The following is a 26313-nucleotide window of genomic DNA, read 5'->3' on the forward strand; positions in this document are numbered from 1 at the left end:
CCATCACGTCCGTCACGACCTGCTGCGCCATCTCGTCCGTCGCGTCCTGGTAAACCTTGTGCTCCGTCTTGACCATCACGTCCTTGAAGACCTTGAGCACCCTGGTCACCCTTAGGTCCTTGTAGCCCTTGTGGTCCTTGTGGTCCTGCAACTCCGGCTTCACCTTTTAGACCTTGAGGTCCACGAATGTTACCAATCTTATCCCAAGTTCCGTTTTCTTTCTTATAAACATCACCTGTAGTTGCATCGATATAAGTGTCGCCATCTTTACCATCATCTGCTGTTGGTGCTTTAGGTCCACTTAATAATTCAGCACCATTACGTCCGGCTGCACCTGCTGCACCATTGGCACCGTCTGTACCATTATAAATTGGTTGTTTAGCAATTAAGTCATCTATACCTTCATCGTATCGACCATTACCATTGTTATCAAAGTACGCTGTAATAAGAGTACCTTCTCTTGGTTTTTCTGCTGGTGCTGTAGATGGGGCGTCTGCTAAAGCTCTTCTTACTCTTCCGCTTCTTTGATTGTTTAATCTTGCTGCTGCTTCAGCTAAGGCATTTAAGTCGATGGTTGGTGTACGTCCATCTTTACCATCTTTAATGTTAGCTACAACAGGCTCTTCTCCAGGAATTGTAAATGTAATGTCAGTACTATGACCATCTTTACCACGAGCTGTAGTAATTACTGGCGTTTTACCATCACGTCCTGCTGCCCCTGTTTCACCACGTTCGCCACGATCACCTTTAGCACCTTGTGCACCAGTTAATCCACGTTCACCTTGGTCTCCTTTTTCACCTTTGGCACCATCTGCAATGACAACTTCTTTTAGTTTTGTATCTCCTGCATCAAATTCGTTGTTGTCATTTTGATCATAATAGAAGATAACAGTTGTTGTTTTATCAGCTTCATTTCGTTGAGTCGCAACTAATGGGCTTGCTCCATCGAAACCATCTCTTACAACAGTATTTGTAACATTACCTCTACCGTCGTTAATAGTGATAGTGTGAGTACCGTCTTCTTTATTATCTTTAACGGTTACGGTTGGAGTTACACCGTCACGACCTGCCTGACCTTGGTCTCCTTTTTCACCTTTAGCACCTTGTGCTCCAGTCAGACCACGTTCACCTCGGTCTCCTTTTTCACCTTTAGCACCTTGTGCTCCGGTTAGACCGCGTTCGCCTCGATCTCCTTTTTCACCTTTAGCACCTTGTGCTCCAGTCAGACCGCGTTCACCTTGGTCTCCTTTTTCACCTTTAGCACCTTGTGCTCCAGTCAGACCACGTTCACCTCGGTCTCCTTTTTCACCTTTAGCACCTTGTGCTCCGGTTAGACCGCGTTCGCCTCGATCTCCTTTTTCACCTTTAGCACCTTGTGCTCCAGTCAGACCGCGTTCACCTTGGTCTCCTTTTTCACCTTTAGCACCTTGTGCTCCAGTTAGACCGCGTTCGCCTCGGTCCCCTTTTTCACCTTTAGCACCTTGTGCTCCAGTTAGACCGCGTTCACCTTGGTCTCCTTTTTCACCTTTAGCACCTTGTGCCCCAGTGAGACCGCGTTCACCTTGGTCTCCTTTTTCACCTTTAGCACCATCTTTAATAGCAATTCTTTGAACAAGTTCGTCTACACCTTCAGTGTAAACACCGTTACCATCATTATCAAGATAGAAAGTGAGGTTATTGGTATCACCGATTTTATTTTGATCAACACGTGGTTTTACAGTTTCAATGAATTCTTTAGCAACACCGATTTGAACAATACGTGGTTTAGCTTCTTTAGTAACTCTATTACTAATTGGTAAGCCTAGGATTGTTTCATTACCTAATCGATGAACTTTATAGGTAATTTGACGTTGTCCTTTTTCACCTTCTCTAACTAATCTAGTCTCACCTTCTGGCAATTTACTAGTTGGAAGATAGATAGTTTGGAATTCAAGTTCTTCTGTAACAGTCTTGTTACTAGTACCACCATTTGGATTTGCATCCAAGAGGAGTGGGTTTGCTCTATAATAATAGTTAGAGTTACTGTATGGGTCATTGCTAGTAGCGGCACCGCCACCACCTTGGTCCACGTTAAAAGTAACTGGTTTCAAACGAACAGACAAGTCACCATTTGGATTAATGATAGGCAAACTAAATCTGATTGTTTGTTCCATATTTGTTGAAGTAGCAGAGGTCATACTGTATCCTGAGTGAGATACGAAGTTGGCACCCTGGCTAATAGGTTTTGATTGCTCTCTTAATCTTGGAGTTGTGATGGTTGCATTTGAAGGATTTCCAAATCCATCCCCTTTGTCCAAGATAAAGTTATTATTAACAAATTCACCTGGACCAGAGTATCTAATTGTGAAATTCAATCTATTACCTTGACGTACTGTTGTTACATCGTAATGAATTGAATTACCACCACGTGAGTTTCCGTAGCCACGGAAACTATAACTACGACCACCTTGACTAATATCTGTAAATGCAACTGTATTTCCAGAACCTGAAACAATTGGGTTAGCTGGATTGCTAGCTGCTCTAAAGCCACTGTGCCCTTTATCCAAGTCTTCTTTACGGATAGCTGGATTTTGGCGAGCGTCAGAAAGGCTAAGAGCTGGTTTCAAAAGTTCATTTGTAGATGCAGGTCTTGACGTAGCTTCTACTTTAACAGGTGTGCTAGTTGGCAAAACAGTACTATTAACAGCTGAACGATCAGTTGTTGCAACTGGTTTAGCTTCTTCTTTGGCTTCTGCCGCGTCAGCTTTCTTCACTACAGGAGTTTCTGATACAGTTCCTTTATCAGAGTTAGAACGAAGTTCTAGACCAATAATAGACGATTGAATAGATGACTCTGCTGCTGATAATTCAACTTCAGTTGCATCTGCTTTCCCAAGCAAGCTTTGACCAGCTTGGATACTTGCTTGCAAGTTTGCAGCACTTGCTTCTGTATATAACTTACTCTCAAGTTTTTTAGCACGCGAAAGAGCCGTTAACAATTTTGACTTGTCAACAGCATCTTGATGCGTTACTTCTTCTTTTTTATCTTTTGCTTCTTCAACTTTTTCTGCTGGTCTAGTAGCTTCTTCAGTTTTAGCTGGAGTCGTTTCTACTGGGTTCGCAACAGTTGGAGCTGCATAAGTTGTTTCTTTTTTAGGTGTAGAAACTTCTGCTGGTTTAGTAGCTTCATCTACCTTATCAACAGAAACACTGTTAGTTGCTTCTGGATGTTGTTCCTCCGCTTGTACTGATTGCGCATTAGCGGCAGTTCCCAATACTAAAGCTGTACCGAGCAAGACACTAGCTGCACCAAAGTGATACTTACGAATAGAGTATCGTTGTTGCATGCTATACCAGTCAAATGATTTCTTATGTGAATGTTTCATTTTGAACTCCTAGATAATATTTTATAATTCCTACTCTACAACTATTTGATATATAAATCAATATTTTCTATACAATTAATATATTCTATTTTTGTACCTAAGAACCACTTATATTATTCTAATTTTTCTGACTAATTCAGACACTTTTTCTACTCCGACATTTTTGTACACTTTAGACAATAATATGATATAATGAAAATAGGAGGAAATTACCAATATGCGCAACCTTTTATCCACAAAAGATCAAAGACAATTACGTTTAATGGAAACCTTAATTCAGAATCGTAATTGGATGAAATTGCATGAACTTGCCGAAAAATTAGGATGTACAGAACGAATCTTAAAAAGTGATTTAAATGAATTACGTGTTGCCTTTCCATCTATTGACATCCAATCTTCTGTTAACGGAATCATGATAGATTTAGAAGTTAACACTAGTGTAGAAGATATTTATCAATATTTTCTTGCTAATTCTCAATCTTTTCAATTACTAGAGTATCTGTTTTTTAATGAGGGGCTACCTATTTATCGAACAATAGAAAATCTTCACTCTAGTAATGCCAACCTCTATCGACTGGGCAGAAATATTACAAAAACTCTATCAACTCAATTCCAAATTGAACTATCATTTACTCCATCCGAAATACGTGGCAATGAAATCGATATTCGCTATTTTTTTGCCCAATATTTTTCTGAGCGCTATTATTTCCTAGATTGGCCTTTTCCTGACCTTCCTGAGGAAGATTTAACAGAATTTGCTGACTTCTTCTATAAAATCACGAATTATCCAATGCGATTTTCAATTTATAGAATGTACAAACTGATGATAGCTATCAGTATTTACCGCATCAAAAATGGTCATTTTATCGACTTACCAAATCATTTCTATGATGAATACTATCCTATTTTGGCGAGTAATCCAAACTTTGAGGAGATACTTGTCCATTTCTCTGAAAAACTGGGACTTGAAATCACTCCAGATATCATTGCACAAATTTTTATTTCCTTTATTCAAAGTAACATTTTCTTAGATCCTCAAGAATTCTTCAACTCTTTAGAAGAGAACAGTGAAGCAAGACACTCTTACCAATTACTGAGTCAAATACTAGAACGCCTATCAAAACAATATAAGATTACTTTTACCAACCACGATGAGCTGATTTGGCATTTACACAACACCGCTTTCTTTGAAAGACAGGAAATCTTTTCTACCCCAATCTTATTTGAACAAAAAGCATTAACGATTAAAAAGTTTGAAGTTTACTTCCCAGACTTTATGGGGAGTGCGCGTCAAGAACTGGCTCAATACCGTCAGGCAATTGGACAGCATGACCATCCTGAACAGTTGGAACACTTGATGTACACCATCTTAACCCATGCTGAAAACCTCTCAACTCAGTTGTTAGAAAATCGACCACCTATCAAGGTTTTGATTATCAGTAACTTTGACCATGCTATATCCCTGACCTTTGTTGATATCCTTTCCTATTACTGTAATAACCGCTTTACCTTCGATATTTGGGATGAATTGAAAACAAGTCCTGAGATTTTAAATCAGACAGATTACGATATCATCGTGTCTAATTTCTATATTCCAGGAATTACCAAGAAGTTTATTTGTCGAAATCATCTGTCAATCATGGATTTGGTTAATCATCTTAATACCTTATCAAATGAGATTCATTTATCCAATACTTTATAAGTTATCAAAAAAGTCAGCATGATTCTGCTGACTTTTTCTCTTATCTAATTTCTAAACTTCCTTAACAAAAACCAATTCTTGTTGATGGGACAGATCTTCTCTGTAAACAAATCCTGCAAAGCTTAAGCGACGAGCTTCCTCCACCGTTTGTACTTGATTTTCTATCAGGGCTGTCAGGAAGGCACCACGCGCTTTCTTAGAAATGGTTGAATGAATCTTCAGCTGACCGCCTCTATCCTCCATGAATTTGAAGGTCACCATCTTTTCTCTGATTTCCTTAGAAAACACAGTCTCAAACTCGGACGACAAGAGAGAAAAAATCACTTCTTCCTGCTTCACAGCTTCATCATAGGCTGCCTTCCAATGGCTCTTCAAAGTCTTACCAGCGACCTTTAACTTCATCAAAAAATCCAAACGGTGAGGTGCCATAGGTGACAAGGCTGGAACGACTCCGTACAAAGCCGAGGTAATGAAGACATGATTTTCAAGATAGGCTTGTTCTGCCTCGGTCAGTTTGTCTCTCTTAATGTGACGATACATAAGCCCATCAAAAAGTTTCAAGGCTGAGTAGTGTTGAGCAGTTTGCCTTTTCAAAGCTTGGATATTTTGAAATTCTTCCTCCGCCTTCTCGGCTGAAACTTTGTAAAAACTCTCTAGTTGACTAGCAGAATAGAGAGCCAAGGCATCAAGCACGGCCTGACTTTCTGGTTTTAAAGGAGTTGCTTCAATACTCGGCAAGTCTGTGTTCATTTCTTTTGCTGTTGGGATTAAAATTTTCATATTGATAGTGTAGCATATTTTTTAGCCACAACCAAGAAATTCATCTGAAAAACCTCGGTTTGACCGAGGTTTATCTTACTGCACTTTAAATGTCTTGAGATAATTGTCTTTACCTACTTGACCTTCGAAGGTTTTACCATTTTCGAGGTAAGGGAGGTCATCAGATACAGAGGCCTTGACCTTGTAAATCTTGCCATCAACTTTAAAGAAGTAGACGGTATCACCCTTGATAACAGCTGATCTGAGATCTGCTACCACACCCTTGATGCTTTCTATTGTTGCATTATCAATCTCAAGGTCGTTTTTATTAGCGTACTTACTGAGCAGTTCTTCTACTGTAGTAGCTACGATAACATTTTGGTACTCGACTGCGTCTACCAGGGCGTACTCTTTGACCAAGCCAGCATTGTCCTTCAAGCCCATGATGTATAGAGGCTTGTCATTGAGGTTGATGAGGATTGGGAAGGTTGCCTTGTAGGATTTCTCCTGAACAGCACCTTCGGCTGATTCACGGGCTGATTCTTCGGTCGCAGAAGCCAAACTATACTTCGTGATCTCTCCTGTTCGCATATTTTCAAGAATGAAACCAAGATTACTTTCATCTGCATTGGCTGATGTCACACCTGTGTAGAGGTAGATGTCATTGCCTATAGACAAGTAATTATAGCCCTTGGTAGTCTGGGTCACATTTTTCTTGGAAATCATGGCATTCCAGAACCCGTCCTTGTACTTGCCGTTGTAGTTGATTTGCTCAATGGTTTCCTCAGCTGGATAAACCCTGTCCACCCATTCTGGAACATCTGCCAAGCTGTATTCCTTGGTTTCTCCATTTGTGGCATCCAAGATAATGACTGAAACAGGACGAGGAACTGCAAGTCCAAATTGCTTTTGGTAAACCGTCGCTACATAGAAAGGATTGCCCTCATCGTCCACCTCGAAGGATGGAGTTTTGAAAATTTTGGTTGGATACTTCAAGCGCAGGTGACGCTTGACATCGCGGTTAAAATACTCCGAGTCCGAATACTTAATTGGTGTCTTCAATTCCACCAAGTCCGCATTCCCGGTTACCATATCCACCTTGATATATTCGCCGATTCCCTTGGCCTGATTGTTAAACCATTTGATAGGATCTGCGTATTCTAGTGGTGTAACCCGATAAGGCTTCCCATCAACTGTCAATTGGGTATAGGTGTCTGCCGCTACGTACTGCGACACCTTATCTGTTAGGGAACCCAAGTAGCGGTCACCAATTTTTTCAGCGGTACTTCTATCTAAGATAGGAACCTTACTGGTGTCAGTCTTAGGAAATTCAGTAAAGTCTTTTTCCGTCACCGTGACTACATTGGCATAATTTTTAGCCTGAAAAATGCTGGAGGTCACCAAGGAAACTAAACCAGCCAAGATAAGAATTCCTCCAATAGAAGCAAAAAGAACTTTCCCTAACCGATTGATTTTGAAACCCTCAAAATTTAAAGCAGCTTCCGCCTTGCCGTGGCGCACATGAACTGTTTTGACCAGATTGATTCCCTTGCCAAAGCCAAATAAAATAGCCACAAGCAGCAAATGCCCACAGAGGAAAAAAAGAAATTCCCAGCTGGTCAGGTTAAGAGGCGGTAAAAAGATATACCAGGTCGTTACGATAAAAATAAGTTCAAAGACTATTCGTTTCATTTACTTTCCTCCTAAATGATTCGTCCTTCCAAGTGATCCAGTTCATGCTGGCAAATCTGGGCTGGGAAACCTGTCAAAGTAATGGTCTGTTCCTGCCACTTGCTGTCACGATAGGCAACCCTTATAGTTTCATAGCGCTTAGTAGGTCTCACACCTACCAAGGACAAACAGCCTTCCTCTGTCTCATAAGCTCCTTCAAAAGACAGGAGCACTGGGTTAAACATGACCACAGGAACCAGGCCAAGATTAAAGATAATCACGCGCTTCTGCACCCCAATCATATTGGCAGCCAGACCAACACAGGTCTCGCGATTTTCTAAGAGTGTATCCTGCAAATCTTTGGCAAGATAAAGATCTTCTTGACTTGCCGGTTGAGACACCTGAGATAAAAATAAGATATCCTTTACAATTTTCTTCTCCACTTCCTCACACTCCTCTTTCTTTTTACTATATTATAGCAATTATAGCACAAAAGCCGATAACTGCAAGCCCTTTCCCTCAACTGTAACAAAAAGCCATCCGAAGATGACTTTTTTAAATCGCATTCTTGTCAAAACCGAGTTTACGTTGAATAAACTTAACGATTTCGACAATGATAATCATTGAGAAGCTTCCAGCCATAACAATTCCCCATTGAGACAAGTCTAGTTTGGTTACGTGGAAGATTCCTTCAAGTGGTTCTACGACGATTGTTGCCATGAGAAGGATGAAGGATACCAAGATGGACCAGTTGAAGGTCTTAGACTTGAATGGGCCAACTGTCAAGATGGATTGGTAAACAGATTTCACATTGTAGGCATGGAAGAGCTGAATCAAACCAAGTGTTGCAAAAGCCATAGTAAGGGCATCTGCATGAATGGCATGATTATCACCCACGTGAACTGGGTAAGCAATCGCAAGTCCATAAACACTCATAACAATAGCTGCTTGGAGTACACCTTGATAGATGATAGAACTCAAAACACCACCTGAGAAGAAGCTTGCCTTGCGTCCACGTGGTTTATGGTTCATGACACCTGGCTCAGCAGGTTCAACACCAAGAGCGATAGCTGGGAAAGTATCTGTTACCAAGTTGATCCACAAAAGATGAACTGGTTGCAAGACATCCCAACCAAACAAGGTTGATAGGAAGATGGTTAATACTTCAGCAGTATTGGCAGAAAGCAAATACTGGATAGTCTTTTGAATGTTTGAGAAGACCTTACGTCCTTCTTCAACCGCAACAATGATAGTCGCAAAGTTATCATCTGCAAGAATCATGTCAGAAGCCCCCTTAGAAACCTCTGTACCAGTGATTCCCATACCGATACCGATATCGGCTGTTTTCAGAGCTGGCGCATCATTGACACCATCACCTGTCATGGCAACGACCTTACCTTGTTTTTGCCAAGCCTTGACGATACGAACCTTGTGTTCTGGAGACACACGGGCATAAACAGAGTATTGACCAACTACTTTTTCAAAGTCTTCATCAGATAGTTCGTTGAGTTCAGCACCAGTTAAAACGTGGCCTTCTGTATCATTTGCATCAATGATTCCCAAACGTTTGGCAATAGCTTCTGCAGTGTCTTGGTGATCACCCGTAATCATAATTGGACGGATTCCAGCTTCCTTAGCCACACGAACAGCCTCAGCAGCTTCAGGACGTTCAGGGTCAATCATCCCAATCAAACCAGTAAAGATTAAATCATTTTCAAGCTCTTCAGAAGTCAGGTTTTCTGGAATGATATCAATAATCTTATACGCACCTGCAAGGACACGCAAGGCTTGGTGGGCCATTTCAGAGTTGTTTGTGTGAATGAGGTTTGTAACCTTCTCATCAATCGGAGCAATATCCCCAGCCTTATCACGAAGAACACAACGTTTCAAAAGTTGGTCTGGCGCACCTTTAACCGCCACAAGGAATTTACCATCTGGCAATGGGTGAACCGTTGACATGAGCTTACGGTCAGAGTCAAATGGCAACTCAGCCACACGAGGATATTTCTCTAAAAATCCTTTCACATCGTAGCCCTTGTCCAAGGCATATTGGATAAAGGCTGTTTCGGTTGGATCTCCGATCAGGTTTCCTTCTGCATCAATCTTGGTATCATTAGCCAAAACTACAGAACGAAGAAGAGGCATGTCCAAGCCGAGTTCAATGTCATCAGCAGAGTCATGTAGGACTGCATCATAGAAGACTTTTTCGACGGTCATCTTGTTCATGGTAAGCGTACCAGTCTTATCAGAAGCGATGATTTCAGTTGAACCAAGCGTTTCTACAGCTGGCAACTTACGAACGATAGAGTTTCGTTTGGCCAAAACTTGAGTACCAAGGGCAAGAACGATGGTCACGATAGCAGGAAGTCCTTCTGGGATGGCTGCAACGGCAAGCGCAACAGAGGTCATCAACTCACCAAGTGGATTTTTCCCTTGAATGAAGACACCCACTACAAAAGTAACAAGGGCAATGACCAAGATAGCATAGGTCAAGACCTTAGAAAGGTTATTCAAGTTTTGTTTAAGTGGTGTATCCGTCTCATCCGCATCTTGGAGCATACCTGCGATGTGACCAACTTCAGTGTACATCCCTGTATTGATAACAACACCAAGACCACGACCATAAGTCACATTTGAGTTTTGGAAGGCCATATTGACACGGTCACCAATACCAGCATCTGCAGCAAGTTCAACTGTCAAGTCTTTTTCGACTGGCACAGACTCACCTGTAAGAGCTGCTTCTTCAATTTTAAGAGAGTTGGCTTCTAGTAAACGTAGGTCTGCTGGTACTACATCACCAGCTTCGAGGGCAACGATATCTCCTGGTACCAATTCTTTAGAGTCAATCTCCGCCATATGCCCATCACGAAGAACGCGAGCAGCTGGACTGGACATAGATTTGAGGGCTTCAATGGCTTCTTCTGCTTTTCCTTCTTGGTAAACACCGAAGGCAGCATTGATGATAACCACGGCTAAGATAATGATGGCATCTGCAATATCTTCTCCACCAGAAGTCACGACTGACAAGATAGCTGCCGCAACTAGGATGATAATCATCAAATCCTTAAACTGTTCGATGAATTTGACCAGGATTGATCGTTTCTCACCCTCTTCGAGTTCATTGTGGCCAAATTCGGCAAGGCGCTTTTCCGCCTCACTTGATGACAAACCTTGCTCGGTCGCATCCACAGCCTTCAAAACCTCTTCAGGACTTTGAGTGTAAAACGCTTGGCGTTTTTGTTCTTTTGACATGTGTCTCCTCCTTGACATTGTGTGCAAAACAGACTCTCTTTTTCTCATCGTATCTTTTCACGACAAACAAAAAGAGCCCTGTTAATCATAACAAGTCTCGCTGTTTAAGATAGGGCCGGAAAACATACTTTTCAGTATAAAATTCGGAATGACGACACTATCACAGGTTTCTGCCAGCTACTCCCTTGAGTAGTACTATTATAGCAAATTTTGGAAAGTTTTTAAAGAGCAAAAACTGCCTTATTTGAATTTTCCCTTGAAAACCAGTATAATGGTAGAATGCTATATGACTAGAAAGGAAGTTGAATGAAGCAATCTATTTCAAATCTCAAGTTAGCTGAGCGTGGGGCCATCATCAGTATTTCGACCTACCTGCTCTTATCTGCAGCCAAATTAGCAACTGGCCACCTTCTTGATTCATCCAGTTTGGTGGCAGATGGTTTCAATAACGTATCCGATATCATTGGAAATGTGGCCCTCTTGATTGGGATTCGAATGGCACGCCAGCCTGCGGACCGTGACCACCGTTTTGGTCACTGGAAGATTGAAGATTTGGCTAGCTTAATCACTTCCATCATTATGTTTTATGTTGGCTTTGATGTGCTGCGGGATACCATTCAAAAGATTATCAGTCGTGAAGAAACGGTCATTGATCCTCTGGGTGCAACTCTAGGAATCATTTCTGCAGCGATTATGTTTGTGGTTTATCTCTACAACACTCGCCTCAGTAAGAAATCTAACTCCAAGGCACTGAAGTCCGCTGCTAAGGACAATCTTTCTGATGCTGTTACCTCTCTTGGTACGACCATTGCCATCCTGGCTAGTAGTTTCAATTATCCCATTGTGGATAAACTGGTCGCTATCATCATCACTTTCTTTATCTTGAAAACTGCCTATGATATCTTCATTGAGTCTTCCTTTAGTCTTTCAGATGGTTTCGACGACCGTCTGCTTGAGGATTATCAAAAGGCTATCATGGAAATTCCCAAAATCAGTAAGGTTAAGTCCCAAAGAGGTCGTACCTACGGTAGTAACATCTACCTGGATATTACGCTAGAAATGAATCCTGACTTGTCGGTTTATGAAAGTCACGAGATCGCGGATCAGGTCGAGTCTATGCTGGAAGAACGTTTTGGGGTTTTTGATACCGATGTCCATATTGAGCCAGCACCTATACCTGAGGATGAAATTTTAGACAATGTCTATAAAAAATTGCTCATGCGTGAACAATTGATTGACCAAGGAAATCAACTGGAAGAACTATTGGCTGACGATTTTGTCTATATTCGGCAAGATGGAGAGCAGATGAATAAAGAGGCTTATAAGACCGAAAAAGAGTTAAATGCATCTATCAAGGATATTCAAATCACTTCCATCAGTCAGAAGACCAAACTCATCTGCTATGAGTTAGATGGTATCGTCCATACCAGTATCTGGCGCCGTCACGAAACTTGGCAAAATATCTTTCATCAAGAAACTAAAAAAGAAGACAAACAATGACCCTATCCAATGGATAGGGCCTTTTTGATTATTCTACTTTAAGCAAAGACAGACTATGACGGTTTGGAAGATTTGCTTTTCGAAGCTTGTTTTGCCTCTTTTCTTGCTTGACGATTTTGTTCGATACGCCATTCTCTTTCATAGTATTTCATGATCTCATAAACCCTTTCAGGAAAATCTACATCTAGTAGAAAGATAGGGATGATTAAATCTGCTGGCTGATGAAAAGGGCAACACCTTCTCTTCAGTAGAGCTAGAAGTGATTGGAATTTCACATTTTCCTTGTTTTTAAAATAAACTTCAATCTGATAGGAATTCCTATACTTCCTTCCAATCCGAGAGAAGGAAAATTCCTCTACATCAGCCCAAGCATAGAAATGACTGGCTTTCTTTGGGTTTGGTTTGTAGTAAAACCCCTCAACTGTGCATTTCAAATATTCCTTATCCGAGCTTAAAAGTCTGTAAGTCAGATAAACTCCTACTCCAGCATAAAAAAGTAAAACCAGCATTAACAAAAGACTTATCGTATGAAATCTGGTTCCCTTTTGTGAATGCGAGTGGAAATAATAGAGAGATAACAAGAAGAAAAGCACTGAAAAAAAGCCAAACAAAGCGTTCCAAATGATTTTCTTAGGACTACGTTTAATGACTTTTTCTTCCATCATGCCAACTCACTTAAATATTCATAGCGTTCGTATTTTTCAAGGAGTGCTTCGTTTTTCTCATCCAGTTCTTTTTGGAGAGTAGCCAACTTACCAAAGTCAGAGCCGTTGGCCTGCATCTCCTCTTCAATAGCAACGATACGATTTTCCAAGGCTTCAATATCGCCTTCAATGCTTGCCCACTCCTGCTTTTCTTGGTAGGTCATGCGTTTCTTGTCTTCTCGAACCTTGACCACTTTTTCCTTTTCGGCTTTTTGCACTTGATTGGCCATCTCTGTTTCAAAGGCTTTTTCATCAAGATAGTCGGTGTAATGACCAAAGAAAGGACGAATTTTACCATCCTCAAAAGCGAGAATCTTAGTCGCCACCTTATCCAAGAAATAGCGGTCGTGACTAACTGTCAAAACTGGACCAGCAAAGCCTTGCAAGAAATTCTCCAAAACTGTCAAAGTCGCAATATCTAGGTCATTTGTCGGCTCGTCCAAGAGAAGAACATTTGGTTTTTCCAAGAGCAATTTGAGGAGATAAAGACGCTTTTTCTCTCCACCAGACAACTTCTCAATCAAGGTTCCATGCGTCGAACGAGGGAAAAGAAACTGCTCCAGTAATTCTGCAATAGAAGTTGTAGAACCACCGCTGGTCTTGACCTCTTCTGCCACTTCCTGCAAGTAATTAATCACTCGCTTGCTTTCATCCAAACCCTCGATTTGCTGAGAGAAATAGGCAATGCGAACAGTTTCCCCTATCACAACTTGACCTGCTGTCGGCTCAAGAATGCCAGCAATCAGATTGAGCAGGGTTGATTTCCCAACACCGTTGTCCCCAACGATTCCGATACGGTCTTTAGCCTGCACCAAGAGATTAAAATCTTGCAAAATAGGCTTGTTTTCATAGGCAAAGGAAACATCCTGAAACTCGATGACTTTCTTCCCAATCCGACTGGTTTCGAAGTTCATGGTCAAGTCTGTCTCAACAACACCACCTGAAACTTCCTTTTTCAGGTCGTGGAAACGATTGATACGAGCCTGCTGCTTGGTCGCACGCGCCTGCGGTTGTCTGCGCATCCAGGCCAATTCTTGTTTGTAGAGTTGTTCTTTTTTGTGAAGAAGAGCCGCATCACGCTCGTCTTGTTCAGCCTTAAGGCGAACATAGTCCTGATAATTGCCCTGATACTCGGTCAAGCCTGCTCGGTCCAACTCGAAAATCCGTGTTGACAAAGCGTCCAAGAAATAGCGATCATGGGTGATAAAAAGGACGGTCTTCTTAGAATTTTTCAAAAAGAGGGTCAGCCACTCAATAGTCGCAATATCCAGATGGTTGGTCGGCTCATCCAAAAGCAAGAGGTCGTGGTTGCCAAGTAAGACTTGCGCCAACTGGACCCGTCTTCTCAGACCACCTGACAATTCCCCAACAGGAGTAGATAAGTCCTGAATACCCAGCTTGCTAAGAACCGTCTTGACCTGACTCTCAATTTCCCAAGCTTGAAGAGAGTCCATTTCTGCCATAACCCGTTCCAAACGCGCCTGCTTGTCCTCACTATAGTTGAGCATGAGGAGTTCGTACTCACGAATGAGCTGGATTTCCTTGAGGTCGCTAGATAGAACCGTATCCAAGACCGTCTTGTTATCATCAAAATCAGGATCCTGGGTCAAGTAACCAATCTGGTAGTCATTCTTAGCCGAAAAGGGACTAACATCCCCATCAAAGCCAGAAAAACCAGAAAGAACATCTAAAAGGGTGGTCTTACCAGTCCCATTGACACCAATCAGACCAATTCTATCTAGATCATGGATAATAAAGGAAATATCCTTAAAAACGGTCTTGTCACCAACGGATTTACTTAGTTTTTCAACGATAAAATCACTCATTTTTTCTCCCTCAGATAAGCATGGATGGCTTGACGGTCATTTTCCAATTCTCCATCGACAATGGCATATTCAATCTCTGTTAAAATCTCTCCCAAATCTGGGCCCGGCTGATAACCATATTCCTTGATCAAAATACCACCGTTGATTTGGATTTCTTTCTTATCATGAATGGTCAGACTCTGGTAAGTTTCTGTGATGACTTGCGGGTCGACTGGTTTTCCTTGAGCCTGACGAAGATTTTCAGCCTGTAAAAGTAAATCTAAATCAAAGCGATAACAATCGCGCTTGCTCAATTCTCCCTTTTCACGCAAGGCCAAAATAGTCAGTAAATCCTGTACCTGCTTGGCAAATTGACGTGAGGTCTTCCAAGCCTTCAAAAATGGCTGCGCATTTTCAATATCCAAAGCCCACAGTAAAGCCGCCCAGGCTTGCTCAGAGGATTCAAAAGTAAAATCAGTCTCCAAATCAAACAGTCTATTGAGCTTATCCTGACTAGATGCCATATCAGGAAGATAGTCATAAGCTTGACTCTCAATCATGGAAGCCAAGCCCCTTCTCCAAAATGGAGCCAGCAATAGTTTATCAAACTCAACGAAGGTACGCTCCACAGAAATTTTCTCCAAAAGTGGCGTCAAAGTCTTCATAGCTTTAAATGTTTCTGACTCAAGCTCAAAGCCAAGACTAGCCTGAAAACGGAAGCCACGCATAATCCGCAGAGCATCTTCGTTGAAACGCTCACTAGCCACTCCAACTGCTCGCAAAACTTGGTTTTCCAAATCCTCTAAACCATGAAACAAGTCAATGATTTCTCCTGTCTCATCCAAGGCAAAGGCATTGACTGTAAAATCACGGCGTTTGAGATCTTCTTCTAGCGAACGCACAAAGGAAACCGCACTGGGTCTGCGATAGTCCACATAGACATCCTCTGTCCGAAAAGTGGTTACCTCATACTCCTCATCCCCATCTAGTACCAAGACGGTTCCATGTTCGATTCCGATATCGGCTGTTCGAGGAAAAATCTGCTTGGTCTCTTCTGGATAAGAAGACGTCGCAATATCCACATCATGGATGGGACGATTGAGAAGGGCATCTCTGACGGAACCCCCAACAAAATAGGCTTCAAATCCTGCTTCTTTAATTTTTTCTAATACTGGTAAAGCCTTCTGAAATTCAGAAGGCATTTGCGTTAATCTCATAATAAGTGTTCTAATCCATAGACAAGCTCATGACGCTTGACAACTTCTTTAATTCCCAAATTCACCCCTGTCATGAAGGAGCTGCGATCATAAGAGTCATGACGGAGGGTCAATCCTTCTCCTTGATTTCCAAAGATGACTTCCTGATGGGCTACCAAACCTGGCAAACGAACTGAGTGAATACGCATGCCATCAAAATCAGCACCACGGGCACCTGCAATCAATTCTTCCTCATCAGGCGCACCTTGCTGAGTAGACTCTCGAACTTCTGCCATTAACTCAGCTGTTTTAATAGCAGTTCCACTCGGAGCATCCTTTTTCTTGTCATGATGGAGCTCGATAATCTCCACATTTGGGAAATATTTAGCAGCCTGCCTTGCAAATTGCATGAGTAAAACAGCACCCAAGGCGAAATTTGGAGCTATCAAACCACCCAAATCTTGGGCACGAGAAAATTCTTTTAGCTCTGCAATTTCTTCACTTGTGAAACCAGTCGTTCCAACTACTGGAGCAAAGCCATTTTCAAGAGCAAAGCGTGTATTTTCATAGGCAACAGCTGGTGTAGTAAAGTCTACCCAGACATCCGCTTCAAAATCGACCAAATCAGCCTTATCCTTGAAAACAGGAATTCCCTGCCATTCTGAATCAGACTCAAAAGGATCCAAAACTGCTACCAAGTCCAAGTCTGGATCAGCCAAGACCATCTGACAAGCAGCCTGCCCCATTTTACCCTTAAAACCGGCAATAATTACTCGAATACTCATATCTACTCCTGTCTAAGATACAAAGCCTATAAGAACACAAAGTGAAAATAGGAGGTCTGATCAAGGAGTAGATACTCCTTGGAAGAACTATCTTTTTCACACAAGGTTTCAGGCGTGTTCATTTGCTAACTTCTTAACTAAGCTAAAAGTCCCAACTAAATCACTGGAATATAACCTAGAGCAATGCTTCCTGCTCCTAGGTGTGTTCCAATGACACTACCAAATGTAGCAAGTGAAATATCCGTACCTACTCCAGATTCAAGTAAGTGCTGACGCAATTCTTCAGCCTTTTCAGGAGCATTCCCGTGAATGACAATGATACGGTATTGGCCTGAAGCTGTGGCTTCCTTGATAATTTCAATTAAACGCTTGGTTGCTTTCTTTTCAGTACGAACTTTTTCGTACACTTCAATCACACCTTGGTCATTGAAATAGAGGATTGGCTTAATGCTTAGCAGATTGCCCAAAATAGCAGCTCCATTTGAAAGGCGTCCACCTTTAACCAAGTGGTCCAAGTCATCCACCATGATGAAAGCAGATGTGTGACTAATTTGAATAGCTAGCTTATCCTGAATAATGGCAAAGTCATCACCCTGGTCTCGCCAGTTAAAGACACTTTCAACCATGATACCCAGAGGAGCACTTGTAATCAAAGTGTCTGGGAAGCCAATGGTTAAGCCCTCATAGTCATCGACCATATACTGGATATTTTGGTAAAAACCTGAAATTCCAGAAGATAGGAAAAGCCCCAAAACATGTGTATAGCCTTGTTCTTTGAGCGAAGTTAGAATCTCATCTAACTTTGCAATACTTGGTTGACTGGTCTTAGGCAATTCAGAAGCCTGAGCCATTTTTTGGTAAAACTCCTCAGCAGTCAGATTGATACCTTCGACATACTCCTCACCATCAATATTGACAGGAATATCCAAGACAAATAAATCTTCTCTTTGTAAGGTCTCTGCACTGAGATAGGCAGAGGAATCTGTGATAACAGCTAATTTCATATTAGAACTCCAAATTGATTCCTGGTAAGTCTAATGCAATTTCAGTTACTTCGTAAGTCAAACGGTTAAGCATGTTCAAACATGGACGGGCCAAAGTTTCAACTTCCTCTTGATTAAACTCACTTGGTTCATTTACAATACGACCTTCCACATGGTTAACTTGGGAAATCGTTCCACTGATAACAAATTTGTCAAAGACAATCATAAAACTTAAGACAACCACTAAAGATGTCACTTGATTTTCTTGGTCATGTTGGAGTAATTGGAAGTTCACATCCACCTTAGTTTCAGGAGCTCCATTTTCATTTTCCCATTCAAAATTACGCGCATCAAAATGATACTGACTAACAAATTCTTGTTCACGTTTAAGATTCATGTCTTTCTCCCTTGGCTACAATATTATAAGCTATTGTACCATAATTTTTTATTTTCATCTAGTTTTCTAGGATTTAGTCAATCCCGATTTCAGCTCGAACTACGTCTGCGATAGTATCAACATAGTAGTCCACTTCTTCTGTTGTAGGAGCTTCTGCCATAACACGCAAAAGGGGCTCTGTTCCACTTGGGCGAACAAGAATACGCCCATTCCCTGCCATTTCTTCTTCCATCTTCTCGATGATAGCCTTGATAGCTGGAACTTCCATAGCCTTTTCCTTCATGGCATTTTCCACTCGGATATTGACTAATTTTTGTGGATAGATAGTTACTTCTGCAGCCAACTCTGACAAGCTCTTACCAGTTTCCTTCATGATTTTTGTCAATTGGACAGCTGATAATTGACCATCACCCGTTGTATTGTAGTCCATCAAGATGACGTGACCAGACTGTTCACCACCGAGGTTGTAGCCTGATTTTCTCATTTCTTCCACAACATAGCGGTCGCCAACTGCAGTGACTGCCTTGTTAATGCCTTCACGGTCCAAGGCCTTGTGGAAACCAAGGTTGGACATAACAGTTGTCACGATTGTATTTTGGGCCAATTGTCCTTTTTCAGAAAGGTATTTCCCGATGATGTACATAATCTTGTCACCATCAACGATGTCGCCATTTTCATCAACAGCAATCAAACGGTCACTGTCTCCGTCAAAGGCCAAACCAATAGCTGAGCCGCTTTCTTTGACCACATCTTGAAGAGCTTCTGGGTGAGTTGAACCAACATTAAGGTTGATGTTAAGACCATCTGGTGTTTCCCCTATAACCGTTAATTGAGCACCAAGATCTGCAAAGATTTGACGGGCACTTGTAGACGCTGCACCGTTTGCTGTGTCCAAGGCCACTTTCATTCCTTCAAGAGGAGTTCCAGTTGAAACCAGATATCCTTCATACTTACGCAAGCCTTCTGGATAATCTACCAAGGTTCCCAAGCCTTCAGCACTTGGACGAGGAAGAGTATCTTCCGCAGCATCTAGCAAGGCTTCAATTTCTGCTTCTTTTTCATCGTCCAGTTTGAAGCCATCACCGCCAAAGAACTTAATTCCGTTATCAAGGGCTGGATTGTGGCTGGCAGAAATCATGACACCAGCACTTGCTCCTTCAGTTTTTACCAAGTAAGCTACTGCTGGTGTTGCCAAAACACCTAGTTTGTATACGTGAATACCAACTGAAAGAAGACCAGCTACCAAGGCAGATTCTAGCATTTCCCCAGAAATACGTGTATCACGTCCTACAAAAACTTTCGGTGCTTCCGTTTCATGTTGGCTAAGAACATAGCCTCCAAAACGTCCTAGTTTAAAGGCCAATTCTGGCGTTAATTCTACGTTAGCTTCTCCACGGACTCCATCAGTCCCAAAATATTTACCCATTTTTATAAAATCCTTTTCCTATTTTTAATTCGTTTTTGAACTAGTTGCTTTCGTTGACGAAGATGTCTCCGACGAACTGCTTGTTGTTGAATTTGATGTGCTTGAACTTGGTGCTACTGGTTTTGTAGTCACCTTCATTGTCGTGTCGAACGGAGTAATAACTGCCGGTAAGACAACACCATTGCGATCGATTGCCTGCAAAGGTACTGAACCACTGTAATTACCTGTTATGCGTTCGCTGGTTGGTAAAAGCGCAATAACTTTGTCAATCTTAGCTAATGTTTCCTGGTCAGTTGTGACCGAAACTCGTTCGTTTGACACGGTTATACTATCAATTTGTAACTTGGGATCAATCTGGCTTTGGTCAACTTGTGGCACAACAAGCATCCCATCTCGCTTAACCTTCTTCCCAACTTTCACTGTAATCTTTTGAGGCGTTGCCACAGCGGTCAATCCACTTGGAAGATTTTCAATATTCAAGGGAACTTCAATCGTTCCAACACTGGCATCCGTCAAATCAGCAGTTACCTTAAACTTACGAGTGCTCTCCTGCATTTCGCTGGCCAAGGTCACACGATTGGCTCCGGTTAATACCACTGAAACTTCTGATGCAAATCCGCTAATGAAATACTGGTCATCATCATAGTGAATAACGATAGGAACGTTCGTTATCGTATTGGTGTAAGTTTCTGATTTAACCTGCCTTGCGGTATTACTATTTTGAAAGTTGGTTGACGTTGCATAGATGAATAAGATACAAGCAAAAAAGAGAGATGAAATGATGTATAGACTATTTTTTCTCATATTTCCAACCTCCTAACAAATGGTCCTTGAAACTGACTTTTTCCTCAACGGCTGGCAAAAGAATTGCTCGTAGCTCTGCTTCAAATTCTTCAATCGTCAAGTCGTGCTTGAAAACACCGTTATAGGTAATAGAAATGCCACCTGTTTCCTCTGAGACGATGAAGGTCAAGGCATCGGATACTTCTGACAAACCGATAGCCGCCCGGTGTCTGGTCCCAAATTCCTTGGAAATCCCTGTGCTTTCTGTCAAGGGCAGATAGGCAGAGGTGACTGCAATCCGATTTTCTCTGATAATCACAGCACCATCGTGTAGGGGAGTGTTGGGGATAAAGATATTAATAAGGAGTTCAGCTGAAATATTGGCATCCAAAGGAATCCCTGTCGCAATGTATTCTTGCAAGGTCCGAACTCGTTGGATGGCAACCAGAGCACCAATCTTACGAGGACTCATATATTCAACCGACTTGATAAAGGCACGAATCATTTGCTCTTCTGCACTAATTTGAGCAGTAGAAAAGAAATCTGTCGCCCTTCCCAAGCGTTCCAAACCAGTCCGAATCTCTGGAGAGAAGATAACAACCGCAGCAATAACCCCATAGGTGATAATTTGATTAATCAACCAAGAAATCGTTGTTAAACCAAGGATATTGGCTACAACCTGGGCTAATACAAAGATCACGACCCCACGCACCAAAATCATAATCTTGGTGCCAGCTATCGCTTTTGTAAAACGATATAAAATATAGGCCACAATCAAAATATCAAACAGATTGATGGCAATACTCCAAGGACTAGAAAACAAGCTAGTCCAATATTGCAGGTTGGATAATTGTTGAAAGTTCATCTGCTGTCTCCTCTCTGTCCAAACACGTTCCTTTCTATTATACCATTTTTCTGACATTTTTTTCCCTATCCTACTTCATTTTAAATTAAGGAAAAATATGATAAAATAAACTGACTAGAAAAAACAAAGGAGAAACCATGTCTCAACTCTATGATATTACCATTGTAGGTGGTGGTCCTGTCGGGCTTTTTGCAGCCTTCTATGCTCATCTACGCCAAGCCAAGGTCCAAATCATCGACTCTCTTCCCCAACTCGGTGGACAACCTGCCATTCTCTATCCTGAAAAGGAAATTTTAGACGTACCGGGATTCCCAAACCTGACTGGAGAAGAGTTGACTAACCGTCTAATCGAGCAATTAAATGGCTTTGATACCCCTATTCATCTCAACGAAACGGTTCTTGAGATTGAAAAACAAGAAGAAGGCTTTGCCATCACAACTTCTAAAGGAAGTCATCTGTCTAAAACAGTTATCATCGCTATGGGTGGGGGTGCCTTCAAACCACGTCCTCTGGAACTAGAAGGCGTTGAAGGCTATGAAAATATCCACTACCACGTTTCCAACATCCAGCAATATGCTGGTAAGAAAGTGACGATTCTTGGTGGAGGAGACTCGGCTGTGGATTGGGCTTTGGCTTTTGAAAAAATTTCACCGACTACCCTTGTTCACCGCAGAGATAATTTCCGCGCCTTGGAACACAGTGTCCAAGCCTTGCAAGAATCATCTGTGACCATCAAGACACCATTCATCCCTAGCCAACTCCTTGGAGATGGAAAAACGCTTGACAAGTTGGAAATCACAAAAGTTAAATCTGATGAAACAGAAACTATTGACATAGACCACCTCTTTGTCAACTATGGTTTCAAATCTTCTGTTGGTAACCTTAAAAACTGGGGTCTGGACCTCAACCGCCACAAGATTATCGTCAATAGCAAACAGGAATCCAGCCAAGCAGGTATCTATGCTATCGGTGACTGCTGCTACTATGACGGAAAAATTGATCTGATTGCGACAGGCCTCGGAGAAGCACCAACCGCCGTCAACAACGCCATCAACTACATCGACCCTGAGCAAAAAGTACAACCCAAACACTCAACAAGTTTATAAGAAAAGAACCACGAGTCCTACGATTCGTGGTTTTATAGTTCATCGGCTATAACTGGAGTTTTACTTTGTACCATTTAAAGCATTTGGATATTCTTTACTTTTCGTTTCTATAGTTTCAACTATTTTTGTAGAAAATTCTCCCTTCATCGAACTATCAATATTTTTCGAAACTTCTTTCAAACTTTCTTGAGCACTTAATAGAGAAATTTTCATATATTTTTCTGTATCTTTTTCTATAGTGGAAATACGAGCTTTTTTTGCTGGAGCCAAGATGTTTTTTATAAATGATCGTTCCAACTCTTTTTCAATATTTCTTAGTGCCTCCTCTCCTCACGCGAAAAAATCATTAATATAATCAAATACATTCGCCATTACTTTTTACCTCGTTCTTCTAAGCGCCGTTGCTGTTCCTGGGCTCTGGCAAGCCCATCTTCTAAAATACAGTATTGTCGTTTGTATTCTTGCTCTAGCTTCATCTCTTCTTGTTTGAGTTGCCCTTGTCTATTTCGATATGCCATCTCGATTTGCTGACTAAAGTTGGATGCGAGTTGATTGGACTGATAACGCCATTCGGTTGTATCTCCACCTAACTGGTCTAAGGAATGGGAAATGATTCGATGCTTCTCATCAATCATATTCCGCAATTGTTGAAATTTATAGTTGGCTTCCTCATACTGATTTTCGATTTTTTTACAAGAACGTCTATAGTTATCCTCACATTCTTCTAAACGCTGGCGCTTTTTCCAGATGTCATCCTGAATCATAACAAACTCTCCCACTGGCTAAATTTACTAGCTAATTCCCTATCTTCATCTAATTTCTTCTGAATTCCGTTTTGGATTTGCTTTTCCAAGTCTGTAAAATCTTTTTCTAACTGTTTTGCCTTATCTACAACAGGATGAAACCGATTCTGAATGATACCAATAGTTGTTTCATAGTTCAAGCCTCCTTCGGAATAGGCGACCTCTGTTTCATATGAACTAAGGATAAAGCCCCAAGGGACATTACTGCAAGATGCAAATACTTCACTTGCGTCTTGAATTCCTCTATTATAGATATTTTTTATAATATCCATCTCCTCTGTGACGATACGGCAAATACCCGAAGCTGCAATCTTAGCTTGCTCAGAGTCCAGAAAGAGTTGTTCCCCTGCTGTATATCCATCGGAAGCCAATATATTTTTAAGTGTTTTATACCCTTCCATTTTAATCAGAAAGTCGTTATATGCGACTGTACTGGTGTTGGAGAAAATTTTTATTTTCCCATCCTTATCCAAGCGATAACCATAGGTCATATGTTGATTGATAGGGTCTTCTGATTCACTATCTACATAATAAACCATACCTACAGACCCGATACTGCCCTTCGCAATATCTCTACCAACCATGCTGATCATATCTTTAGGGTCAGCATAGTTAAAGATACGCCCTTTAATCTGATCAACAATTTTTCTCTGTTCAGGGCTAAGGATTCGATAGATATCAGGCCCGTTAAAGATTTAAGCCTGTTGGATTCGTTCTATTTGGGCCGCTTCAAGGGCAGCCATGGCATACTGAGCATCCATAGATCCAAGCGAATGCCCATAGATATTAATCTTGGCATTGGGATATTTTTCCATGATGTCTTTTAAAGCTCTGGCAGAAGCCTTTAATTGCTCAGTAGATTGATCTTGATCGCTGGGAACATTTTGTTTCAGGATATGCGTTCCAATCACGAAATCATTTTCTGCCCAGTCATTCCAGACATCTGCTGTTTCTTTAAAAATATGATCTGGGCCCGTAGAACCACGAAAGAGGACCGTTACTTCCTGTACATCCTCAGCATTTTCTTTGGGATTTTTTACAACCGCATAAACTTGCTCGCCCGCTCCTGTAGTATTGTTGTAGACTTGGGTGACAGTACCAACGCTTCTATCATATTGGTCCTTAACCTCACGCTTAATTGAGTTATCGTTATATTCAGTCATTGCAATCTGAAGATTTGAATCATCGACATATTTTCTCATTTTTTAGATTCCTTTAACATAGATGATAATTTAGGTGATACAGTATATCCATAAGATTCATAATTTCCTGAATTATCTTTTATTAAGCCAAAGTGAAAATCTAATTCCTTATCATCATTAAAATATATCCTTACCATTAGTCCTCCCATTGGATTATACTCTAAAGTTTCTGTATCAATATCATATGATTTAATGATTCCATCTTCTGTTAATGCTTTAGGATCATTTGCCTTCATATGATTTTCATAAACCTTCTTTGCCTCATCGCTGGTCGCGATGGCAATCATTTCTTGTTTCTTTTGATATTGGTGCATGCTACAACCTCCTATTGTGATTCCAATTACTGCTAAAATACTGAATAAAATAATCATGCTTTTTTTAGTTTTTTTCATGTTTCCTCCTTTATGCTATCCTATCAATGAATTAGGGACTAACTTACTCATAGTATAGCATAACTTTCCTGCACATCCTCAGCTTTTTCATCAGGATTCTTTAAAACGGCATAAACTTGCTCACCCGCTCCTGTAGTATTGTTGTAGACTTTGGTGACATACCCTACATTATGATTGTACTGAGTATTGACCTCATATTTATCTTTTTTCATGTTAGGTTGGTACTCTGTCATAGCTATCTGGAGATGAGGATCATTAATATATTTTTCAACCATTACTATTTTTCCTCTTTTTTATAATATTTATCACGAGTCTGCCAAAATTTAGGCGTACTTCCATAAAATGCTGAAGTATAATCTCCATCAGATCCTTCAATTAAATTATAATCCACAAGCATTTCTTCATCATCATTGATTATTAAAGAAACCATCAGGCCACCCATTGGATTATAACTTAATGAATCTTGTTTCACTTGATAGGAATGTACGAATCCTTTCTCAGTAAAAGCATAAGGGTCTTCTTTATTTAAATATTCTTCATAAACCTTTATCGCCTCATCACTTGTCGCGATGGCAATCATTTCTTGTTTCTTTTGGTATTGGTGCATGCTACAACCTCCTACTGCGATTCCAATTACTGCTAAAATACTAAATAAAATAATCATGCTTTTTTTAGATGTTTTCATGGTGCCTCCTTTATGCTATCCTATCAATGAATTAGGGACTAACTTACTCATAGTATAGCATAATTTTCCTCTACATCCTCAGCATTATCATAAGGATTCTTTACAACGGCATAAACCTGCTCACCCGCTCCTGTAGTATTGTTGTAGACTTGGGTGACAGTGCCAAGTTCGCTTTCATATTGGTCATATAAAGTTCTTCCCTCACCCATATTATCCTGATACTCTGTCATTGCTATTTGAAGATTTTTATCGTTTACATAGTCCTTAATCATTTTTTCCTTCTTCCAAAATCCTGTTTAGGTCACCAGTATATCCATAGTATGCAGTACTATAAGTACCATCTCCATTATCTATTAAGTTAAAATTCATCCTAAGATCTTTTTTCCCGTTCAAAAATAAACGTACCATTAAACCTCCTATTGGATTATAGGAAAGTTTTTCTTTATCAATTTCATAACTCTTAATGATCCCCTCTTCGGTCAGTGCTTTGGGATCTTCTTTCTTTAAATATTCTTCATAAACCTTTTTCGCCTCATCACTTGTCGCGATGGCAATCATTTCTTGTTTCTTTTGGTATTGGTGCATGCTACAACCTCCTACTGCTATTCCAATCACTGCTAAAATACTGAATAAAATAATCATGCTTTTTTTAGATGTTTTCATGTTTCCTCCTTTATGCTATCCTATCAATGAATTAGGGACTAACTTACTCATAGTATAGCATAACTTTCCTGCACATCCTCAGCTTTTTCATTGGGATTTTTTACAACGGCATAAACCTGCTCACCCGCTCCTGTAGTATTGTTATAGACTTGGGTGACAGTGCCTAATTTCTCATTATTAGGAGTTCTAGCAACATTATCTAACTTCAAATTTCTATATTCTGTCATAGCTATCTGAAGTTGTTTATCATTGACATATTCTTTTTCCAT

At 40.9% G+C, this 26313-nt stretch carries 25 protein-coding genes and 1 pseudogene; 3 read left to right on the forward strand and 23 right to left on the reverse strand.

Translation table 11 applies throughout. The features are described 5' to 3' along the window. Positions 1-3365 (reverse strand): pneumococcal collagen-like adhesin PclA (gene pclA / locus CBI42_RS08265; RefSeq protein ID WP_142294092.1); only part of this gene is annotated, 3365 nt, incomplete at its 3' end. Between the two features lie 217 nt (positions 3366-3582). On the opposite strand from pclA, the gene pclR reads away from it, so the two are divergent. Then, positions 3583-5067, forward strand: a complete 1485-nt coding sequence (gene pclR / locus CBI42_RS08270; RefSeq protein WP_094753736.1) for a virulence transcriptional activator PclR — start codon at positions 3583-3585, stop codon at positions 5065-5067. 51 nt (positions 5068-5118) lie between these two features. On the opposite strand, the gene yaaA is transcribed toward pclR, so the two are convergent. The 4 genes from yaaA to CBI42_RS08290 form a co-directional block, all read right to left on the reverse strand. Beyond that, a complete protein-coding gene (gene yaaA, locus CBI42_RS08275) occupies positions 5119-5847 on the reverse strand; it encodes a peroxide stress protein YaaA (protein WP_094753737.1) in 729 nt (242 codons plus the stop codon). Positions 5848-5922: 75 nt separating this feature from the next. Continuing rightward, positions 5923-7518 carry a hypothetical protein gene (locus CBI42_RS08280; protein WP_094753738.1) on the reverse strand — a complete coding sequence of 532 codons (1596 nt, stop codon included), beginning with the start codon at positions 7516-7518 and terminating at the stop codon, positions 5923-5925. Positions 7519-7529: 11 nt separating this feature from the next. Beyond that, positions 7530-7940 (reverse strand): peptide deformylase, encoded by a 411-nt coding sequence (locus CBI42_RS08285; RefSeq protein WP_094753739.1) that lies wholly within the window; start codon positions 7938-7940, stop codon positions 7530-7532. A 112-nt stretch (positions 7941-8052) separates the two neighbouring features. Further along, the gene (locus CBI42_RS08290; protein ID WP_094753740.1) at positions 8053-10749 is read right to left on the reverse strand and encodes a cation-translocating P-type ATPase; all 2697 of its coding nucleotides are present in this window, start codon (positions 10747-10749) and stop codon (positions 8053-8055) included. A 306-nt stretch (positions 10750-11055) separates the two neighbouring features. On the opposite strand from CBI42_RS08290, the gene mntE reads away from it, so the two are divergent. Beyond that, on the forward strand, positions 11056-12249 hold the full coding sequence (gene mntE / locus CBI42_RS08295; protein ID WP_094753741.1) for a CDF family manganese efflux transporter MntE: 1194 nt from the start codon (positions 11056-11058) through the stop codon (positions 12247-12249). Positions 12250-12302: 53 nt separating this feature from the next. Here the strand turns inward: mntE and CBI42_RS08300 are convergent, their stop codons facing one another. The 9 genes from CBI42_RS08300 to cdaA all read right to left on the reverse strand — a co-directional run bounded on the left by CBI42_RS08300 (position 12303) and on the right by cdaA (position 21193). Then, positions 12303-12914, reverse strand: coding sequence for a hypothetical protein (locus tag CBI42_RS08300; RefSeq protein ID WP_094753742.1), 612 nt, complete (start codon positions 12912-12914; stop codon positions 12303-12305). Further along, complete coding sequence (locus CBI42_RS08305; RefSeq protein ID WP_094753743.1) at positions 12911-14779, reverse strand: ABC-F family ATP-binding cassette domain-containing protein; 1869 nt, start codon at positions 14777-14779, stop codon at positions 12911-12913. The genes CBI42_RS08300 and CBI42_RS08305 overlap by 4 nt, the downstream gene beginning before the upstream one ends. Then, positions 14776-15975: a CCA tRNA nucleotidyltransferase gene (locus tag CBI42_RS08310; protein ID WP_094753744.1), complete on the reverse strand. Its 1200-nt coding sequence runs from the start codon at positions 15973-15975 to the stop codon at positions 14776-14778. The genes CBI42_RS08305 and CBI42_RS08310 overlap by 4 nt, the downstream gene beginning before the upstream one ends. Further along, positions 15972-16739, reverse strand: a complete 768-nt coding sequence (dapB, locus tag CBI42_RS08315; protein ID WP_094753745.1) for a 4-hydroxy-tetrahydrodipicolinate reductase — start codon at positions 16737-16739, stop codon at positions 15972-15974. Before dapB ends, CBI42_RS08310 begins: the two co-directional genes overlap by 4 nt. Before the next feature lie 155 nt (positions 16740-16894). Beyond that, complete coding sequence (locus tag CBI42_RS08320) at positions 16895-17743, reverse strand: DegV family protein (protein WP_094753746.1); 849 nt, start codon at positions 17741-17743, stop codon at positions 16895-16897. Position 17744: 1 nt separating this feature from the next. Continuing rightward, positions 17745-18119 carry a DUF1149 family protein gene (locus CBI42_RS08325; RefSeq protein ID WP_049487011.1) on the reverse strand — a complete coding sequence of 125 codons (375 nt, stop codon included), beginning with the start codon at positions 18117-18119 and terminating at the stop codon, positions 17745-17747. A 73-nt stretch (positions 18120-18192) separates the two neighbouring features. Next, positions 18193-19545, reverse strand: a complete 1353-nt coding sequence (gene glmM, locus CBI42_RS08330) for a phosphoglucosamine mutase (protein ID WP_049487012.1) — start codon at positions 19543-19545, stop codon at positions 18193-18195. Between the two features lie 24 nt (positions 19546-19569). Further along, positions 19570-20349, reverse strand: coding sequence for a CdaR family protein (locus CBI42_RS08335; protein ID WP_042750804.1), 780 nt, complete (start codon positions 20347-20349; stop codon positions 19570-19572). Next, positions 20336-21193 carry a diadenylate cyclase CdaA gene (gene cdaA / locus CBI42_RS08340; RefSeq protein WP_094753747.1) on the reverse strand — a complete coding sequence of 286 codons (858 nt, stop codon included), beginning with the start codon at positions 21191-21193 and terminating at the stop codon, positions 20336-20338. Before cdaA ends, CBI42_RS08335 begins: the two co-directional genes overlap by 14 nt. Positions 21194-21330: 137 nt before the next feature. On the opposite strand from cdaA, the gene CBI42_RS08345 reads away from it, so the two are divergent. Next, on the forward strand, positions 21331-22299 hold the full coding sequence (locus tag CBI42_RS08345; protein ID WP_094753748.1) for an NAD(P)/FAD-dependent oxidoreductase: 969 nt from the start codon (positions 21331-21333) through the stop codon (positions 22297-22299). Between the two features lie 60 nt (positions 22300-22359). Here the strand turns inward: CBI42_RS08345 and CBI42_RS08350 are convergent, their stop codons facing one another. The 9 genes and pseudogenes from CBI42_RS08350 to CBI42_RS08390 form a co-directional block, all read right to left on the reverse strand. Continuing rightward, a complete protein-coding gene (locus tag CBI42_RS08350; RefSeq protein ID WP_256963671.1) occupies positions 22360-22569 on the reverse strand; it encodes a hypothetical protein in 210 nt (69 codons plus the stop codon). 101 nt (positions 22570-22670) lie between these two features. Beyond that, positions 22671-23063, reverse strand: coding sequence for a hypothetical protein (locus tag CBI42_RS08355; RefSeq protein WP_049487015.1), 393 nt, complete (start codon positions 23061-23063; stop codon positions 22671-22673). Further along, a pseudogene (locus CBI42_RS13505) lies at positions 23060-24304 on the reverse strand (Mbeg1-like protein). The gene CBI42_RS08355 and the pseudogene CBI42_RS13505 overlap by 4 nt, the downstream one beginning before the upstream one ends. After that, a complete protein-coding gene (locus tag CBI42_RS08365) occupies positions 24301-24696 on the reverse strand; it encodes a DUF1310 family protein (protein ID WP_094753749.1) in 396 nt (131 codons plus the stop codon). Before CBI42_RS08365 ends, CBI42_RS13505 begins: the two are co-directional and overlap by 4 nt. Positions 24697-24743: 47 nt before the next feature. Continuing rightward, positions 24744-24971 carry a hypothetical protein gene (locus tag CBI42_RS08370; RefSeq protein WP_049486955.1) on the reverse strand — a complete coding sequence of 76 codons (228 nt, stop codon included), beginning with the start codon at positions 24969-24971 and terminating at the stop codon, positions 24744-24746. Between the two features lie 2 nt (positions 24972-24973). Beyond that, positions 24974-25381, reverse strand: a complete 408-nt coding sequence (locus tag CBI42_RS08375) for a DUF1310 family protein (RefSeq protein WP_094753750.1) — start codon at positions 25379-25381, stop codon at positions 24974-24976. A gap of 47 nt (positions 25382-25428) precedes the next feature. Next, positions 25429-25653, reverse strand: coding sequence for a hypothetical protein (locus CBI42_RS08380; protein ID WP_094753751.1), 225 nt, complete (start codon positions 25651-25653; stop codon positions 25429-25431). After that, a complete protein-coding gene (locus CBI42_RS08385) occupies positions 25646-26044 on the reverse strand; it encodes a DUF1310 family protein (protein ID WP_094753752.1) in 399 nt (132 codons plus the stop codon). Before CBI42_RS08385 ends, CBI42_RS08380 begins: the two co-directional genes overlap by 8 nt. A 47-nt stretch (positions 26045-26091) precedes the next feature. Continuing rightward, on the reverse strand, positions 26092-26313 hold the full coding sequence (locus tag CBI42_RS08390) for a hypothetical protein (protein WP_094753753.1): 222 nt from the start codon (positions 26311-26313) through the stop codon (positions 26092-26094).

It is taken from the genome of Streptococcus sp. KR, assembly GCF_002238115.1.
Classification (GTDB): domain Bacteria; phylum Bacillota; class Bacilli; order Lactobacillales; family Streptococcaceae; genus Streptococcus.